The following is a 17,220-nucleotide window of genomic DNA, read 5'->3' as shown; positions in this document are numbered from 1 at the left end:
GGGCCGCTTGTGCGTCAGGTCGCCGTCACGGCCTGACGGCGGTCCGCCGCCTGCGCCATCGCGTGCTGGACGACACCGATGAGGACCTCCTTGACCGACTCCCGCTCCCGCGCGTCGCACAGCAGCAGCGGTACGCCGTCGTCCAGGTCGAGGGCCTGGCGTACCTCCTCCACCGGGTAACGGGCCGCGTCGTCGAAGCAGTTGACGCCGACGACGAACGGTATGGAGCGCCGCTCGAAGTAGTCGACCGCCGCGAAGCAGTCGTCCAGACGGCGGGTGTCGGCGAGTACGACGGCGCCGAGCGCGCCTTCGGTCAGCTCGTCCCACATGAACCAGAACCGTTCCTGACCCGGTGTGCCGAAGAGGTACAGCACGAGGTCCTCGCGCAGCGTGATGCGGCCGAAGTCCATGGCCACCGTGGTGGTGTGCTTGCCTTCCACGCCACTGGTGTCGTCGACCGGGCGCCCGGCTTCGGTGAGCAGTTCCTCGGTGCGCAGCGGCCTGATCTCGCTGACCGCGCCGACGAGGGTCGTCTTGCCCACCCCGAAGCCGCCGGCCACCAGGATCTTGAGCGTGACGGGCTCGACCGGGGGCTTGCCGCGCTCAGATCGCCCGAAGATCATCGGTCTCTTCTCCTGCTCGATGGGGGTCGGGGGGCGGGGGCCCGTAGCCTCCGCCGCCGGGGGTCTCGATGACGAGTACGTCGCCGGGGCCGACGTCCGCCGTGTCACTTCCGCCGAGTGCGCCGACCGTTCCGTCCGCGCGCTCGACGCGGTTGGCACCGAGGGCCCCGGGCTCGCCGCCGGCCATGCCGTACGGGGGAACCCTGCGGTGCTGGGAGAGCGTGGAGACGGTCATCGGCTCGCGGAACCGGATACGGCGGACCGCGCCGTCCCCGCCGCGCCACCGCCCCGCGCCGCCGCTGCCACGGCGGACGGAGAACTCCTCCAACTCCACGGGCAGGCGCCACTCCAGGACTTCGGGGTCGGTGAGGCGGGAGTTGGTCATGTGGGTCTGGACGACGCTCGCGCCGGGAAAGCCGTCGCCGGCCCCCGAGCCGGAGGCTACGGTTTCGTAGTACTGGTGGCGTTCGTTGCCGAAGGTGACGTTGTTCATCGTTCCGGAGCCCTCCGCCTGCACGCCGAGCGCGGCGTAGAGGGCGCCGGTGACGGCCTGGGAGGTCTCCACGTTGCCGGCGACCACCGCTGCGGGCGGCTCGGGCGAGAGCATCGAGCCGGACGGCACGATGATGCGGATCGGGCGCAGACAGCCGTCGTTCAGGGGGATGTCGTCGGCGACGAGGGTGCGGAAGACGTACAGGACCGCCGCGTTCACCACCGAGTAGGGGGCGTTGAAGTTGCCGGCCAGCTGCGGTGACGTACCGGTGAAGTCCACGGTGGCGGAGCGGTCGTCGCGGTCCACGCGCACGCGCACGCGCAGGACGGCGCCCGAGTCGGTCTCGTAGGCGTACTCGCCGTCGTCGAGTGCGTCGATGACGCGGCGCACCGCTTCCTCGGCGTTGTCCTGGACGTGCCGCATGTACGCCTGGACCACGTCGAGGCCGAAGTCCTCCATCATGCGGGTGACTTCCTCGACGCCCTTCTGGTTGGCGGCGATCTGGGCGCGCAGGTCGGCGAGGTTGGTCCCGGGGTTGCGGGAGGGGTGGGCCGCCTCGGTGAGCAGGCGGCGGGTCTCCTCCTCGCGGAAGCGGCCGTTCTCGGCGAGGAGCCAGTTGTCGAAGAGGACGCCTTCCTCCTCGATGGTGCGGCTGTCCGCGGGCATGGAGCCCGGGGCGATGCCGCCGATCTCCGCGTGATGGCCGCGGGAGGCGACGTAGAAGAGGATCCGGTCACCCTCCGTGTCCGACCTGCCGCCGGTGTCGAAGACCGGGGTGATCACGGTGACGTCGGGGAGGTGGGTGCCCCCGTGGTACGGGTCGTTGACGGCGTACGTGTCCCCCGGCCGCATGCCGGTGCCCCGCCGTCGGACGACCTCTTGGACGCTGGTGCCCATGGACCCCAGGTGGACAGGGATGTGGGGGGCGTTCGCCACCAGGTTTCCGTCCGGGTCGAACAGGGCGCAGGAGAAGTCCAGGCGTTCCTTGATGTTGACGGACTGCGCCGTGGATTCGAGCCTGGCGCCCATCTGCTCGGCGATGGACATGAAGAGGTTGTTGAAGACCTCCAGGAGAACCGGGTCGGCTTCCGTGTCCACTTCGGAACTCTGCGTGACCGCCGTGCGTTCCATGACCAGATGCCCGTCGTCGGTCGCAGCGGCCCGCCAGCCGTCGTCCACGACGGTCGTCGCGCCGGCCTCGGTGATGATCGCGGGGCCGGTGACGGTGTCGCCCGGGGGAAGTTCCTCGCGGCGGCACAGGGGCACGTCGCGCCAGGCGCCGTCGCTGTGGAGGCGGACGGTGTGCGCGGCCGCGGGGCCGCCTTCGCGGTCGGCCCGGTAGGGGGTGAGAGCGGAGAGATCGGGGGGTTCGGTGATGCCGGTGGCTTCCACGGAGAGGGCTTCGACGACGACCGGGCGGTCGAGGGTGAAGGAGTACGTGGCGCGATGACGTTCCTCGAAGGCCTGTTTCATGGTGGCGGGCTCGGTGAGCTCGACGGTGAGGGCCGTGTCGGTGCCGTCGTAGCGCAGCTGGGCGCGGCGGGTGATCTCGATACGGCTTTCGGGGACGTCCTCGGCGAGGAGTTCGGCGCGGGCCGCGGCCTCCAGTTCGTCCGCCGTCCTGGTGACGCCGGGCATGGAGGCGTCCTCCAGGGGCGCTTCGACGGACTGTTCCCGCATCGCGGTGGTGTCGGCGAGCCCGATGCCGAGCGCGGAGAGGACACCGGCCATGGGCGGGACGAGCACGGTGCGGATGCCGAGCAGGTCGGCCACCTTGCACGCGTGCTGCCCGCCCGCACCGCCGAACGTGGTCAAGGCGTAGCGGGTGACGTCGTGGCCCTTCTGGACGGAGATCCGCTTGACGGCGTTGGCGATGTTGGCGACGGCGATGTGCAAGTAACCCTCGGCGACCTGCTCGGGCGTGCGGTCGTCGCCGGTGCGCTCCCGGATCTCGCGCGCGAGGGCGTCGAAGCGCTCGCGGACGAGGGAGGTGTCGAGGGGCTCGTCGCCCTCGGGGCCGAACACCTGGGGGAAGTGGTCGGGCGGGACGCGGCCGAGCATGACGTTCGCGTCGGTCACGGTGAGGGGGCCGCCCGCGCGGTAGCAGGCGGGGCCCGGGTCCGCGCCCGCCGAGTCCGGCCCTACGCGGTAGCGGGAGCCGTCGAAGTGCAGGACCGAGCCGCCGCCGGCCGCGACGGTGTGGATGTCCAGCATGGGCGCGCGCAGCCGGACACCGGCGATCTGTGTGGTGAAGACCCGTTCGTAGGCGCCCGCGTAGTGCGACACGTCGGTGGACGTGCCCCCCATGTCGAAGCCGATGACGCGGGCGAAGCCGGCCAGTCGCGACATGCGGGCCATGCCGACGATGCCTCCGGCGGGTCCGGAGAGGATCGCGTCCTTGCCGCGGAACTGCCCGGCTTCGGCGAGTCCTCCGTTGGACTGCATGAACATCAGCCGTACGCCTTCGAGCTCGTCGGCGACATGCCGGACGTAGCGGCGCAGCACCGGCGACAGATAGGCGTCGACGACGGCCGTGTCCCCGCGTGGGACGAGCTTCATCAGGGGGCTGACCTCGCTCGACAGCGAGATCTGTTCGAAGCCGGTACGGGCGGCCAGTTCCCCGACGGCCTGCTCGTGGGCGGGGTGCTGGTGGCTGTGCATGCAGACCACGGCGACCGCGCGGATGCCGTCGTCGTACGCCTGGCGGAGCGGCCCCGCGAGGGCGTCCAGGTCGGGCTCGCGGCGGACGGTGCCGTCGGGGGCGATGCGCTCGTCGACCTCGACGACCCGCTCGTAGAGGAGCTCGGGGAGGTCGATGCGGCGGGCGAAGATCAGGGGGCGGTTCTGGTAGGCGATGCGCAGGGCGTCGCTAAAGCCCCGCGTGATGACGAGCAGGGTGCGTTCGCCCTTGCGTTCCAGGAGCGCGTTGGTGGCGACGGTCGTCCCCATGCGCACCGCCTCGACGGGGTCCCCGGAGCCGGAGAGGAGCGCGCGCACGCCCGCGACGGCCGCGTCGGAGTAGCGTGCCGGGTTCTCGGACAGCAGCTTGTGGACCAGCAGCCGTCCGTCCGGGCGCCGCGCGACGATGTCCGTGAAGGTGCCGCCCCGGTCGACCCAGAACTGCCAGCCGCTCACGTCTCCACCTCGCTTCCGCGCTGCTCAGAGCGCCCGGAGGCCGTTGATCACGTCGCGCAGAATACTCTCGTCCGGCAGCTCGGCCGGGGGCACGGGCCGGGTCACATGGACGAGTTCCGCATCCGTCAGGTCCCCTACGAGTACCCGTATCACCCCGATGGGCAGATCGAGCTCCGAGGCGAGTTCGGCGACGGACTGCGGGACCTCACGGCACAGCTCGACGATGTCGACGTGTTCCGGGGACAGGGTCGGGTCCGTCTCCGGATCGTCCACATGGGGCTCCGTCACGACCACCGCGATCAGGTCGAGGCGGTGCTGGGCCGCATGGCTGGTGCGGCCCCGCGTCATGGCGTACGGACGGACGACCGGTCCAGCTTCGTCGTCGAACCAGTGGCTTGTTGCCTGACCGTCAGCGCTCATGCCATCCCACTACCCGCCCGAGGGCAGATCGGTGCGTGGAGCGGTGCCCAGATGCACGCCGACCCGCTTGACGAGGAGCGTCATCTCGTACGCGACCAGGCCGACGTCCGAGTCGGCGTCGGACAGGACGGCGAGGCAGCTGCCGTCGCCGGCGGCGGTGACGAAGAGGAAGGCGTCGTCGAGCTCGACGACCGTCTGGCGGACGCTTCCCGCCTCGAAGTGGCGGCCGACGCCCTTGGCCAGGCTGTGGAAGCCGGAGGCGACGGCGGCGAGGTGCTCGCCGTCCTCGCGGGTGAGGTCCTTGGAGACTCCCGTCGCCAGACCGTCGCCGGAGAGCACGACGGCCTTGCGGATGCTCGCGACGCGGTCGACGAGATCGTCGAGAAGCCAGTTGAGCTCGCCGGACTTCCCGTTCACGCTCTGGCCGGTCGCCTTCGGTGCGGTCATCGACCGTCCCCCTCTGTCGTTCCTTGTGGTGCTGTGCCGCGGGGGGCGTCGTCCCCCGTGGCGTTCTCCTTGCGGCCACGCTGCCAGCCGCGCTGGAGCGAGGCCATACGGCTGCGGACCTCGTCGGCGTCGCGTTCCACCGGCGCCGCCCGTTCCTCGGTACGCAGGCCGGGGTCCTGCTTGAGCTGCGGTGCCAAGCTGGCCTGGCGGACGCGGCGGGGCAGGGCGCCGGTGACGGACGCCTCGGGGCCGGCCTCGCCCGGGCGGGCGGATCCGGTGGCGATGGCCCTCACCGTGGCGTCCTCGTCCTCCCGGCCGAGGTCATGCGTCCGGGGCACGGGGGCCTCGCCTCGGCGGCCAGGAGGCTCGGCGCCCGCGTCGCCACCCAGGATCCTGCCCGGGGCTTCAGGTGAGTCGCCGGCGCCGTCGGGCGTGGGCTCGTCCGGGTCGCCGAGCCGCCCAGCGGGTTCTGCGCCACGGCCGAGTGGTGAGCCGCCGCGGCGCCGGGTCGGCAGGGCCGGGGTGCGCTCCTGGTCCCGGTGTCGGGGGCCCGGTCGGGTCGCGGTCTCCTCGTCGGTCTCCGGGCCGCGCGACCGCTGGTCGGTGACCGGCCTGCCGTGCGAGCTGACCAACTTGGGCGCGCGGCGTCGCGGCAGCGGCACCGGAGCGCCCACATGATCGTCCGTCGCCGAGCGGGCGGGGCCGCCGGAGGCGTCGGACCTGGGCGCCATGTCACCGTCCGCGGGGCTGAGGCCGCGACGCGGACGGAACAGACCGCCGTGTTCGTTCTCCTCGCCGTCGAGCGCGTCGGGGAAGTCCTCGACGGCGTCGAGGTCGACCGGGCCCTCCAGCTCCACCGGACCGTCCAGCAACGCCGGGGACCGGCCGGGCAGTTGGACCGGCACGTGGGAGAAGGTGGTCCTGCGGCTCTCCTCCAGCTCGGCCTCCCTGGAGGGGCGCGCGCGATCGAGCCGGAAGCCGAGACCGTTGGTGTCGGGCACCTCGTCGGTCAGCAGCGAGTCGGGGATGAAGACGACAGCCGTCGTGCCGCCGTACGGCGAGGGCTGGAGCGAGACCCGGACGTTCTGCCGCTGGGCGAGGCGGCTGACGACGAAGAGCCCGAGCCTGTCCGTGTCGGACAGCTCGAATTCCGGCGTCTCGGCGAGCCGCAGATTGGCGTCCAGCAGTGCCTCGGCCGCCATGCCGAGGCCACGGTCGTGGATCTCCAGGGTGAAGCCGTTGGCCACGCGCTCGCCGAGGACCTGCACAGCGGTGTGCGGCGGGGAGAACACCGTGGCGTTCTCCAGGAGTTCGGCCACGAGATGGGTGAGGTCGGCGACCGCGGGACCGGTGACGGCGATCCGGGGCAGGCGGCGGACCTCGATGCGTTCGTAGTCCTCGACCTCGGCGACGGCGGCGCGTACGACGTCCATCAGCTGGATGGGCTTGCGCCACTGCCGGGAGGGCGCGGCGCCGGAGAGGATCACAAGGCCCTCGGCGTGCCGACGCATCCGCGTGGTGAGGTGGTCGAGCCGGAAGAGGTCGGCGAGTTCCTCGGTGTCCTCGGTCCTGCGCTCCATCGTGTCGAGCAGGGTGAGCTGCTTGTGCAGCAGGACCTGGCTGCGGCGAGCGAGGTTCACGAAGACCTCGGACACGCCGGCGCGCAGCGCGGCCTGCTTGACGGCGGCCTCGACCGCGGCCCGCTGGAGGGTGTTGAGGGCCTGGCCGACCTCGCCGATCTCGTTCCTGTCGAACTCCAGGCGGGGGACCTCGGTCTCCACGTCGACCTGTTCGCCCACGGAGAGGCGGCGCATCACGCTGGGCAGCCGCACGCCGGAGGCCTCGTGGGCCTCCAGCCGGAGCTGGCGCAGGTCACGGATGAGACCGCGGCCGATGCGTATGGAGACGACGAGCGAGACCAGTACGGCGATCAGCCCGAGGAACCCGGCCACGACGGCCTTGACGATGATGCCGGTGGCGATCGGGCGGACGCGGTCCTGATAGCGGTCCGCGGCCTCGTCGTCGAGGCTGCCGAGTTCGTTGAGCACGTTGCCGGCCGTGGTGTCCCACGTGCGGGCCGAGATGCCACCGGCGTCGTCCGAGGCGGAGCCCACCGCGGACTCCTCGGCCACCCGCAGCGGAGCGGTGGCGGCGTTCTTCCAGAAGCGCTCGTACCGTTCGCGTTCCGAACTGGGCAGCATCGGCAGGCTGGTGTCGTAGAGGACGCCGCGCTGAGCCACGAGATCGGAGATGTCACGGCTCTCGGCGCGGGAGAGCTTGCCGACGACCAGGGCCGAGCCGAGGAGGGCGTCCTCCCGGGAGAGGAGTTCTCGGGCACGGACCACGTTCACGAGGGCGCGGTACTGGGTGTCCATCTCCACGTTGTCGACGACGTGGAGGTCACCGAGCAGGACGAAGCAGGGGTCGACCAGGCGGTTGTAGAGGTCGAGCGCCTGGGAGCGGTTGACGGTGCCGTCCTCCACGCTCCGGCGCAGCGATTCGATGCCGTCGAACGCGTCGAGCATCGCGGTCAGTCGCTCGCCCGAGGTCTCACCGAGGTCTTCGCGCACCTCGGCGCCGGCGGCGTTCCTGCGCACCTTGGCCAGGGCCTCGTCGGTGGCGGCGCGACTGCGCTCGAGTGCGGCGAGTCCGTCGGAGGCGCGCGGGTCGGCGAGATAGACCAGGGTCTGTCGCCGCTCCTGCTGGAGGACCCGGACGGTGTCCTCGGCCGGATAGCCGATCTTCTCGACGACGGTCGAAGCGCTGAAGAGCTGTGCTGCCTCGCGTCCCGTCAGTGCCGTGGCGAAGGCCCAGATCGCGCTCAGGGACAGCAACGGCACGAGAAGCAGCGCCACGATCTTCCGGCGGATGGACTTCCCGCGAAAGCGCATGGCCTCCCCCAGCTCGACCCCCACCGGCAGGGGGTACACATGTGCGTCAACAAACGGCGCGAGCCTACTACCGACGCACCCGTAACTCGAAGACCGTTCCGGAACGCGATCTTCCGTTCACCTGTGGGGCATGGGGAGTTGTCCGGGCATTGCGGGAGATTGCCGCCCTGAATCCGGCGGCACCCGGGAAACCGGGCCCGCTCGACCCGCCTGGGTGTTTGGCCGGAATTCTTCGTTCGCCGGGAATCTTCGGGGCGCCCCGTTCGTCCTTCTCTACAGGGAATGGGGGCGGAATCGGCCACAGGAGCCGCTTCCTGCACCCGGGCGGCGTAAAACAGCGCAAGCCGGGCAGCCACTGGGGAGTCGGGTCTTCGGACCGGGGCAATCGGTCTGCTGGCGGTGGGGAGTGACACGGTGATGGGCACGGCGGAGCGGCAAGAGGCACCTGGGACGGGTGGAGTCGCACAAGTAGCGGCGCGGCGGGGCGCCGAGGCGCCGGATCACGACATTCGGGTGGGCGGACCGACAGTGCGGGACGGAGACTTCACGCCGGAGAAGAGCGAACGGAAGCGGGAGACCGAGGGACGGGCGGCATCCGGGGGCACGGACCGCTCCCCGGAATCGGACATGTCCCAGGAGCGGTCGTCCTACCGGCCGTTGTGGATCGAGGAGCCGGCGAAGCGGCGCCGGCTGCCCGATCCGGTACGGACGGCGGCCGTGCGGGCGGTGCTGATCATCGCCGTGACGCTGATACAGGCGATGGTGGCGTTCCTGTGCACGCTGGCCGGGTCCTGGCTCGCGTTCCCCATGGTGCTCAGCAGTATCGCCAGCACCGTGGCGGCCACGTGGAGCGTCCTCGACGTCTGGGTGACCCGTCAGGTGTGGAACCAGCGCAACGGTGTGGTGTCGGTGCCGAGCAGCACCGCACGCGCCCTGCGCCGCGAACGCCGCAGGGCGCGCCGACAGGCGCGGTCCGCCGAGCGTGCGCAGGAGCGGATACGCGGGCGGGGCGGGGCCGGGCAGTTGTCGCATCCCTGAGGCAGGAGACCGCTCCGGGCCGAGTCGGTCGGACCGGAGCGACGCGACGGGTCTCTTTTGCGGGTCCTCGGACGGATCTCCAGGGCGGTCTCTCAGGCGGGCCTCTCCGACGGCCTCTTGAACATGCGCGTCGCCGTGATCTCGCTGTGGACCGTCTCTCCGGATCGGGGCTGCGCCGGCAGCCCCGGCCTGAGGTGTTCCTCGACGCTGATGTACTTCAGGCCCGCCCTCAGGTCGGCGTCGTTGCGCAGCCGGATGACCAGCGGGAACTCGGCCAGCGCGGTCGTGTCGAACAGCCCGGTCGTATAGAGGAGCTGCACGCCCAACGCGTCCGACACGGCCCGCTGGAGTTCCAGCAGGTACGTGGCGTTGGCCCGGCCGATCGGGTTGTCGAGGAAGAGGGTGCCCGCGTGCCGGTGCCGTGCCCGGCCCCGGTCGTTGGAGCGCAACGCGGCCATCGTGCAGTACAGGGCGATGGCCGCGGTGAGCAGCTGGCCGCCGGAGAACACGTCGCCCATCTGCCCGACGGGCACACGCTCGGCCCGCAGCACGGCGTCCGGCTTGAGGATCTCGACGGCGACGCCCTTGGGCTGGAGGGCGGCGGCCACGCCCCGCAGGAGCAGGGACATGCCGTCGCGGCGCAGGTCGGAGTTCTTCTTGACGGCGGCCCGGGTGGCCTCGTCGACGACCTCGCCGAGCCGCTCGGTGAGGGTGGCCTGGTCGGGTTCCTCGAAGCGGATCCGCAGAAACTCCTGCCCGGACCACTCGCCGAGCCCCTCGGGCAGCCGTGACAGCCGCTGCGCGGCGCGCAGGGTGGCCAGCGCCGACTCGACCAGCCCGCGCAGCCGGTCCACGATCGAGTCCCGGTTGCGCTCCAGCTGCTCCAGCTCGTCGGTGAGGACCCGCAGCCGGGGCGCGAAGGCGTCGGCCCACTTCTGCGCGTGCTCGGGCAGCGCGGACGCGGGCAGTTCGCGGATCTGCTGGCGGGCGGGGGTGCGTACCTGCTCGTAGCGGGTGGAGTTGGCGTGCCGTACGAGGACGTCGCTCGCCTCGCGGACGGCGGCCTCGGCGGCGGAGAGGTCGGCGGCGCAGCCGCGCAGGGACCGGCGCGCCTCGGCGGCGGACTGCCGGGCGTCCTCCAGGCCGCCCGGGTAGGGCTCCGGCGCGTCCCGCTCCTCGTCACCGGCGTGCTCGCGCAGCAGGTCCCGCAGCAGCGCGGCGATCTCGTCGAAGCCGCCCGCGGCGTCCTCGGCGGCGCGGTGCGCGTCGAGGAGTTCGGCGTGCGCCTCGCGGGCCTGGGTGAGCGCCTCGGCGTGCGCGGCGAGTTCGGCGCTCGCCGTGCGCAGCAGTGCCTGCGCGTGCTCGGCGTCACGCGGCTGAAGCTCTTCGGACAGCTCGGTGTGGGCCTCGCCCTCCTCGGGCGCGTGCCGTTCGGCCTCGCCGCGCAGCCGGCCGAGCTGCTCGCTCGCGCCGGACATCCGGGTCTCCAGGAGCTGGACCAGCTCTTCCGCACGTGCGGCCGCGGACTGCCGGGAGGGCCCGTCGGATCCGTCGGGGGACTGCAGAAGCAGTTCGGCGCGGGTGCGGACCTTGTTGCTGAGCCGGTCCAGATCCGCGCGCGCCGCGCTCTCGTCGCTCTCCGCCCGTGCCTGCTCGGCCCGCAGGTCGGCGCCGACGCCGACCTTCTCGTACACCTGGGAGGCGGCGCGGTACGCCTCACGCAGGGCGGGCAGCGCCGCCTTCGGCGTCTGCGCCTCGTCCTCGGGTACGTCGTCGGGGGCGCCGGCGATCTCGGAGCGCTCGGCGCGCAGCGCACGCGCGGTGCGGCGGGTGTCGTCGGCGGCCCGCTGGGCGGCGCGCCGGTCCTCGTCGGCGGCGCGGGCCCGCTCCAGGCAGGTCTGCGCGCGTGCCTCGGACTCGGCGGCCTCGTCGGCGAGTTCACGCACCTTGACCTGCCAGCCGGCCCGTTCGCGCAGCCGGAAGGCGAGGCCGGCCAGGGCATCGGCGGAGCGCCGTGCCCTCTGCGCGGCCTCCTGCCGCTCCTCACGCACCTGCGCGGCCTCGGCGGCGGCCTCCTCGGTCTCGGCCCGTACGGTGCGCGCCTCGGTCAGCTCGGCCTCGGCCTCCTCGGCGAAGGCGCGCGCCTCACGCGCGGCCTGCGCCAGTTCCACGAGCCGCCCGGCCGGGCAGCCGGTCCGCCAGGACGTGAGCCGCGCGGCCAGTTCGCGGTCCTTGCCGAGCCGGGTCGCGAGCGCGCGGATCTCCTCGTCGCGCGCGGTCGCCCGAGCCCGCAGCGCCTGCCGCTCCTCGTCGGCGGCGTGCTCGTCGTGCATGGCGGGGTTCGGCGGGACGAGGAAGACATCGCCCTCGCCGGCGGTGTCGAGGGCCGGGGTGGGGGCGAGCAGGGCGGCCGCCGTGCCGACCGCGACGGCCGACCGGGGCAGCAGCGCGGCGTCGCCGAGCGCGTCCCGCGCGCGGGCGTGCGACGCCGGGTCGGTGATGATGACGCCGTCCACCAGCTCGGGCCGGGCGGCCAGCACCCGCGCGTGGTCGGCGGGGTCCACGGCCTGCGCGAGGTAACGCCAGCCGGGCAGTGCGGGGATGCCGTGCTCGCCGAGGAACTCGACGGTCGCCAGGACGTCCGGACCGGGCGGCAGCAGGCCGCCGTCGCCGAGCGCGCCGAGGATGCGGGAGTCGTCGGCGGCCGCGGTCCGCAGCTCGAAGAGCTGGCGCTCGGCCGAGGAGACGGCGTCGTCGAGCAGTTCGCGCAACTCGTCGGCGAAGCCGTCGAGTTCCTCGGGGGTGAGCGCGCCTTCGGCGACGGGGCGTCGGGTCCTCGGGGCCGGCCTGGTGCCGTCCTCGCCGGTGGGGCCGTCTCCCGGCCGCGGCCCGGTGGCAGGCGCGGGGTCGGCCGGACCGGGACGCCCGGACCCGGTGACGTCGGCGCCGTCGGCACCCGTGCGCGGCGCGGGCACGGAGCCGGACGTGGCCGGTTCCGGGGCGACGGGCAGGCTGAGCAGTTGCGCGAGCCTCTCCTGCGCCGCCAGTGCCTCGGCGGTCCGCCGCTCGCCGTCGTAGGCCCGCTCGGCGGCGGTCGCCGCGTCCGCCGCACGGGCGGCCGTCAGCTCGGCCCGCGACTCGGCAGACGCCGCCTCGCGCGCGTGCTCGCTCGCCCGGCGGGACGCCTCCCGGGCGGTGTCCCAGGCTGCCACGGCCGACTTCTCCGCGTCGCTGGCGGCCAGTGCGGCCCGGGCCGGATCGGCGTCGGGCGCGCTGTCGTCGAGCCAGCCCGCGCGCACCGCCTCGGCGGTCTCCTGCTCGACCTCGGTCAGGCGCTGCCGCAGGTGGCCGACCTCGCTGCGGGCGCGCTGCGCCTCGGTGGCGGCGGCGGTCGAGTCCCGGTGGGCGCGGTCGCCGACCTCCTGGAGCGCGGCGGACCGCTCCTCCTCCTCGTTCGCCAGCGTCTCGGCGCTCTCCGCGGCCGCGTGCAGGGCCCGTACGAGGTCCACGGCGGCCCGGGTCCGCGCGGCGAGCGCAGGAGCCGCGTCCCGTTCCGCCTCCTGGATCGCGGCCGCCACGCGGGCGACCCGGTCGGCGGCGGCGCGGTGGCGCAGCACGGCCTCGGCGGCCTGCCAGGCCGAGTGCAGGGTGCGCGCGTCGGCGAGTTCACGCTTCTGGGCGGCCGCCGACTTCTCGGCGGCGGCCAGCGCCAGGGACGCGTGTCGGAAGGCGAGTTCGGCGGCGATCAGCGCGCTGCGCTCGCGCGCCGACTCGGCGTGGGTCACGGCGTAGGCGGCGGCCGTGACGCGCTGCGCCAGGTCGGCGGCCCGGACGCGCTCCTGGGCGCCGCGCGCCGACAGCCGCCGGGCCAGGGTGCGCGTCCGCCGCTCGGCCCCGGCGTGGATGTCGCGCGCGCGTGCGCGTGTCTCGGCGGCGTCGACGATCCGCCCGAGCAGATCGACCGACCCGGCGGTGAAGTCCCGCTCGGCGATCAGCTCGGCGCGGCGCCCGAGCTTGTTCCCGAAGCCGCTGACCAGGTCGGCGAGGCCCTCGGTGTCCCGGGTGTCGGTGACGGCGCGCAGCAGCAGGTCGGTGAAGTCGGAGTCCTTCTTCACCGCGAAGAGGCCGGCCGCCTCGCCCTCGTCGGCGTTCATCTCCCGTTGATAGCGGAAGAGTTCGGGGTCGAGGCCGAGATCACCGAGGTGCTCGGTCCAGCGCTCGTGGATCTCCTCCCAGTGCACTTCGAGGTGGGGATACGCCTTGCCCGCGTCGGTCAGGGCGTCGCGGAACCCCTTCATGGTGCGACGCCGCCCCTGTGCCCCCGACTGCCCCTCCACGGAGGGCCGTACGGCGGTGGCCTCGGCGACGGGCAGGTTGTCCAGGGTGAGTCCCGGTCCGGGCCGGAAGGAGTACCAGGCCTCGGCGAACTTCCGGGGGTCGTTGGAGACCTGCCGGCCGCGCCATTCGCTCACCTTGCCGACGACGACGCACTCGCCGGTGAGCACGTGCTGCCACTCCAGCGCGACGTGCCCGCAGTCGTCGGCGAGCAGGAACTTGCGCAGCACACCGGAGCTGGCGCCGCCCAGGGTGTTCCGGTGGCCCGGCAGCATCACCGAGAAGATCAGCTTGAGCAGGACGGACTTTCCGCCGCCGTTCTCCAGGAAGAGCACCCCGGCGGGGGCGGGCCGGCGCGGCGGGCCGACCGGCTCCTCCGCGAAGAACTCCGCCTGCGTCGGCGCGGGGTCGGGCACGGGCGCGCCCACGCCCCGCAGGTCAAGCACGGTGTCGGCGTAGCGCGCACCGGCGGGCCCGATGGAGTAGAGGCGGACCCGGGACAGCTCGTACATGGCGGACTCTCGTAAGTCTTCGGTGTGGATCAGAGGGGGGTGTCAGACGGAGTGGAAGGGCAGCCCGGCATCGGCCACCAGCTCCGGGGCGTCGCCCTCCTCGGGGGGCAGCAGCGTCGGGGTGCCGTCGGTCACCGGGACGACGCCCAGCTCCAGCAACTCGGCCATGGCCGCGCTGCCCGCCATGTCCCGCACCTGGAGTTGGTAGCGGGCGGTCGTGCGGTAGGTGCCGCCGCTGTCGTCGCCCGTCCGCTGCAGGAAACCGGAGTCGGTGAGAAAGGCCACGGCCTTGCCGACGATTCCGGTCGTGGATCCCGCGAGGCGCCGCGCGTCCTTGGTGGCACCGGTGGCGCTGCGTCTCACCCAGATCCGCCAGGCGGCCTCCAGTCCGGGCGCGTCGGTCGCGGGGTCGGTGTTCTCCCCCTGCTCGGCGGCCCGCTCCTCCAGCCGGCGGCAGGCCTGACGTACGAAGGCGTCCACGCCGTTGACCGTCACGCGGCCGATGTAGCCGTCGTCGGCGAGGTCCTCGGGGCGCGGGAACGCCATGGCGGCGACCGCGAGATGCGCGAGCCCGTGCAGGAACCGGTCGCCGGAGTCGGCGGCCGTGCGTCGCGCGTAGTCGCCCATCCGCACCGCGAACACGGAGTCCTCGGCGGCGGTCACGGCCATGCCCGCGCGCGCGGACACCTCCAGCACGACGAGGCCCAGTCCGGCGGCGACGGCGTCCGCGAGCCGCGCGAACGCGGGGTCCTCGCGGTACCGCCGCAGCAGGTCGGCGTACTCCTGGTCGCGGGCGGGCAGCAGCTTCGGCTGCAGCCCGAACGCGACGAGCCGCGCCGCGTCGGCGGCGTCCGCGGGGGTGACGGGCGCGCTTCCCGGCGTCGCTGCGCCCTCCGGCTCCACGTGCTCGCTCACGACTTCGACTCCTCAGTGGTCATCACGCGGCCTCCGTACGGTCCGCCGCCATCCCCGCCGCGTCCAGCAGGGCCGTGCCGACGATCAGGTCGGCCCCGCCGAACTCGGGGTCGTCCAGTTCCGTCCCGTCGTCCACGGAGAACAGCAGCTTCTCCTCCCCCTGCCGGTAGGCCGTCCCGACCGGTGGGCTGGCCGCGTGGACGGCCATCAGCGCCACGAGGTACGGCAGGTCGGGATCCGTGCGCCGGGCCTCGGCCAGCAGCCCCGACAGACGTCTCGGCGCGTCCGGCTCCAGGTCCAGCAGCGTTCTCGCCGCGGCGAGTTGTTCCTCGCTGAACCGGCTGTCGTCCGGTGTGGCGATCAGATCGGGCTCCGGCATCTCCGCTCCGAGGTGCGCACGCTCCACGGGCGGGGTCAGCAGTATGTCGACCAGGTCCCCGACCCGGACGGAGACCGGCGTACGCAGGCCGCTCCCCTTGGCGAAGAAGGCGTCCGTGACGCGGAGGGCCTGCTCCAGGGGCAGCGGCAGCACCGGCGCGACCAGGTGCCCGTACAGGTCGATGCCCGCCGTGGCCATCGGCGTCGCGAAGGCCTGCCGGTCCTGCTCGGCGCGGAACAGGGGCCCGGCCTCCAGCAGTCGGGACTGCAGCTGCGTGTGCCGCCGGATGCAGTCCTTGACGATGTCGACCAGTTCGGCGGCCCGCCGCTTGTGCTCGGGGTCCTCCGACTCGTCCCGTGCCTTGCGGATGTTGGTGAGGATCGCGTTCTCGTGCCGGTAGCGGTCGGCGACGTGGTCGAGGGCCTCCGCGATCATGTCGGGGACGGTGCTGAGCCAGTCCACCGCGCGGACGTTGCGCCGCGTCGCCTCCAGGGCGCGGCGGAGCGTCTCCGAGTACTGGACGGTGCGGTACCGCGCCTGTTCGGCCGCGAGCTGGGCGTCGGCCAGCCGGCCCCGGTTGATCAGCACCTCCAGCTTGACCTCGGCCGCGATCTGGGCGCTGGTGACATCCGTGTCCAGGGCGCCGACGAGGACGTTCACCGCCTCGTCGGTGGTGCGGAGGTAGACGCTGCCGCCGGGTCCGGGCACCTCTTCGATCAGCTTGAAGTCGTAGTCCCGACGGACATATGCCCCATCCGGGGCGAACGTGCCGTAAACGGCGCGGAATCCGCGGTCCACGCTGCCGACGTTGATGAGGTTCTCCAGGACCCAGCGGGCCACCCGCTCGTGTTCGGTGGCCGGTCGGCGCGGGGCCTGGGCGGTGATGCGCGGCACCAGCCGGGCCACCACCTGGTCGTGGTCGGCGCCGGTGTCGAAGTCCATGTTCAGCGTGACGAGATCGATGGCGGCGAGCGCCACCTCGGCCATCCCGTACACCGAGTACTCACCCGCGAGGTTGGCCTTGCGTGCGTCGAGGTCGTGCAGCGGCGCGGTGCAGGCGAGCGCGCGCAGCCGCCGCGCCAGTCCCTCGTCGGCGGCCGGGCCCAGGGCTGGGCGCGGCCCCGCGGTGAACTGGGGCGGAACACGGTCCGTCGACGCAGGCGAAGTCACGGTGCACAGATTAGGTCCTCGGTCCGACAACGGCCCAAACGACGCAGATGCCGCCCCAGGTCACGCCGGTCGCCGGGACCCGGTCGGCGCCCTACGCGTCGTCGCCCACCCGCCGCCGGTAGACCTCGACCACCCGCTCCAGCGAGTCGTCGAGGTACACCTCCAGCAACCGCTCCGCCTCACGCCTGTCGCCGGCCTGGAGGGCCTGCAGTATCTGGCTGTTGCGGGTGAGGTAGGGCTCGTGGAGCCGGCGCGGGTCGTCCACGACGTGGAAGGCGAGCCGCAGTTCGGCGAAGACGCTGCGCATCAGCTCGTCGGTGCGCTCGCTGCCGGCCAGGGCGACCAGTTCCCGGTGGAAGTGGATGTTGGCCGTGCCGAGGCCCTTCCAGTCGTTCTCGACAGAGGCCCGCCGCCCCTCCGTCACGGCGGAGGCGAGGCCGTCGAGCGCGTAGGGCGGCTCGCCGAGCCCCCGCACGACGGCGCACTCGACCAGGCGCCGGGTGCGGTAGATGTCCTCGACGTCCTCCACGGCCAGCACCCGGACGAAGACGCCCCGGTTCAGCTCGTGGACCAGCAGTCGTTCGTGGGTGAGCAGCCGGAACGCCTCGCGCAGGGTGTTGCGGGAGACGCCGAGCGCGCCGCCGATGCTGTCCTCCGACAACCGGGTGCCGGGCGGGAAGTAGCCCTCGGAGATCCGGCTCCTGAGGATGTCCGAGACGCGCTCGGCGGTGCTGGTGCGCCCCAGGAGGGCCCGGTCGTCGGCCAGTCCCGTCAGCTGCTCTGCCATGCCGGGAATTCAATCGCAGATATCAGAACGAAACAACATGAGTATTGAGGGATCGTTGAACGATCCTCTACCTTG

Annotated in this window: 10 protein-coding genes; 1 reads left to right on the top strand and 9 read right to left on the bottom strand. The window is 72.9% G+C overall.

Features of this window, described 5'->3' with window-relative positions:
* Positions 1 to 14: 14 nt before the first annotated feature.
* From ACZ7LV_RS16415 to ACZ7LV_RS16395, 5 genes are read right to left on the bottom strand one after another with little or no spacing between them, the layout of a single operon-like run.
* Positions 15 to 623 (bottom strand): GTP-binding protein, encoded by a 609-nt coding sequence (locus ACZ7LV_RS16415; protein WP_471939859.1) that lies wholly within the window; start codon positions 621 to 623, stop codon positions 15 to 17.
* On the bottom strand, positions 604 to 4,251 hold the full coding sequence (locus ACZ7LV_RS16410; RefSeq protein WP_471939857.1) for a hydantoinase B/oxoprolinase family protein: 3,648 nt from the start codon (positions 4,249 to 4,251) through the stop codon (positions 604 to 606). The genes ACZ7LV_RS16415 and ACZ7LV_RS16410 overlap by 20 nt, the downstream gene beginning before the upstream one ends.
* A gap of 24 nt (positions 4,252 to 4,275) precedes the next feature.
* The gene (locus tag ACZ7LV_RS16405) at positions 4,276 to 4,671 is read right to left on the bottom strand and encodes a DUF742 domain-containing protein (protein WP_471939855.1); all 396 of its coding nucleotides are present in this window, start codon (positions 4,669 to 4,671) and stop codon (positions 4,276 to 4,278) included.
* A 9-nt stretch (positions 4,672 to 4,680) separates the two neighbouring features.
* Positions 4,681 to 5,118 (bottom strand): roadblock/LC7 domain-containing protein, encoded by a 438-nt coding sequence (locus tag ACZ7LV_RS16400; RefSeq protein WP_401677289.1) that lies wholly within the window; start codon positions 5,116 to 5,118, stop codon positions 4,681 to 4,683.
* Positions 5,115 to 8,009 carry a sensor histidine kinase gene (locus tag ACZ7LV_RS16395; RefSeq protein ID WP_471939900.1) on the bottom strand — a complete coding sequence of 965 codons (2,895 nt, stop codon included), beginning with the start codon at positions 8,007 to 8,009 and terminating at the stop codon, positions 5,115 to 5,117. Before ACZ7LV_RS16395 ends, ACZ7LV_RS16400 begins: the two co-directional genes overlap by 4 nt.
* Positions 8,010 to 8,426: 417 nt before the next feature.
* Between ACZ7LV_RS16395 and ACZ7LV_RS16390 the strand changes: the two genes are divergently transcribed.
* On the top strand, positions 8,427 to 9,047 hold the full coding sequence (locus ACZ7LV_RS16390; RefSeq protein ID WP_471939853.1) for a hypothetical protein: 621 nt from the start codon (positions 8,427 to 8,429) through the stop codon (positions 9,045 to 9,047).
* 92 nt (positions 9,048 to 9,139) lie between these two features.
* On the opposite strand, the gene ACZ7LV_RS16385 is transcribed toward ACZ7LV_RS16390, so the two are convergent.
* The 4 genes from ACZ7LV_RS16385 to ACZ7LV_RS16370 all read right to left on the bottom strand — a co-directional run bounded on the left by ACZ7LV_RS16385 (position 9,140) and on the right by ACZ7LV_RS16370 (position 17,145).
* Positions 9,140 to 13,894 carry a hypothetical protein gene (locus tag ACZ7LV_RS16385; RefSeq protein WP_471939851.1) on the bottom strand — a complete coding sequence of 1,585 codons (4,755 nt, stop codon included), beginning with the start codon at positions 13,892 to 13,894 and terminating at the stop codon, positions 9,140 to 9,142.
* 42 nt (positions 13,895 to 13,936) lie between these two features.
* Positions 13,937 to 14,809: a hypothetical protein gene (locus ACZ7LV_RS16380; RefSeq protein WP_471939849.1), complete on the bottom strand. Its 873-nt coding sequence runs from the start codon at positions 14,807 to 14,809 to the stop codon at positions 13,937 to 13,939.
* Between the two features lie 22 nt (positions 14,810 to 14,831).
* Positions 14,832 to 16,358, bottom strand: a complete 1,527-nt coding sequence (locus ACZ7LV_RS16375) for a hypothetical protein (protein ID WP_471939847.1) — start codon at positions 16,356 to 16,358, stop codon at positions 14,832 to 14,834.
* 91 nt (positions 16,359 to 16,449) lie between these two features.
* The gene (locus ACZ7LV_RS16370; RefSeq protein WP_471939845.1) at positions 16,450 to 17,145 is read right to left on the bottom strand and encodes a GntR family transcriptional regulator; all 696 of its coding nucleotides are present in this window, start codon (positions 17,143 to 17,145) and stop codon (positions 16,450 to 16,452) included.
* Positions 17,146 to 17,220: the final 75 nt, after the last annotated feature.

The sequence above is a fragment of the Streptomyces sp. NPDC107562 genome (genome assembly GCF_055657325.1).
Note: the sequence above shows the minus strand (reverse complement) of the source record. Positions and strands in the feature narration are given on the sequence as shown.

Excerpts from the sequence above, each read along its gene's own strand:
- ACZ7LV_RS16370 (WP_471939845.1), bottom strand. The coding sequence starts at position 17,145 with ATGGCAGAGCAGCTGACGGGACTGGCCGACGACCGGGCCCTCCTGGGG.
- ACZ7LV_RS16390 (WP_471939853.1), top strand. The coding sequence starts at position 8,427 with ATGGGCACGGCGGAGCGGCAAGAGGCACCTGGGACGGGTGGAGTCGCA.
- ACZ7LV_RS16385 (WP_471939851.1), bottom strand. The coding sequence starts at position 13,894 with ATGTACGAGCTGTCCCGGGTCCGCCTCTACTCCATCGGGCCCGCCGGT.
- ACZ7LV_RS16400 (WP_401677289.1), bottom strand. The coding sequence starts at position 5,118 with ATGACCGCACCGAAGGCGACCGGCCAGAGCGTGAACGGGAAGTCCGGC.
- ACZ7LV_RS16395 (WP_471939900.1), bottom strand. The coding sequence starts at position 8,009 with ATGCGCTTTCGCGGGAAGTCCATCCGCCGGAAGATCGTGGCGCTGCTT.
- ACZ7LV_RS16405 (WP_471939855.1), bottom strand. The coding sequence starts at position 4,671 with ATGAGCGCTGACGGTCAGGCAACAAGCCACTGGTTCGACGACGAAGCT.
- ACZ7LV_RS16415 (WP_471939859.1), bottom strand. The coding sequence starts at position 623 with ATGATCTTCGGGCGATCTGAGCGCGGCAAGCCCCCGGTCGAGCCCGTC.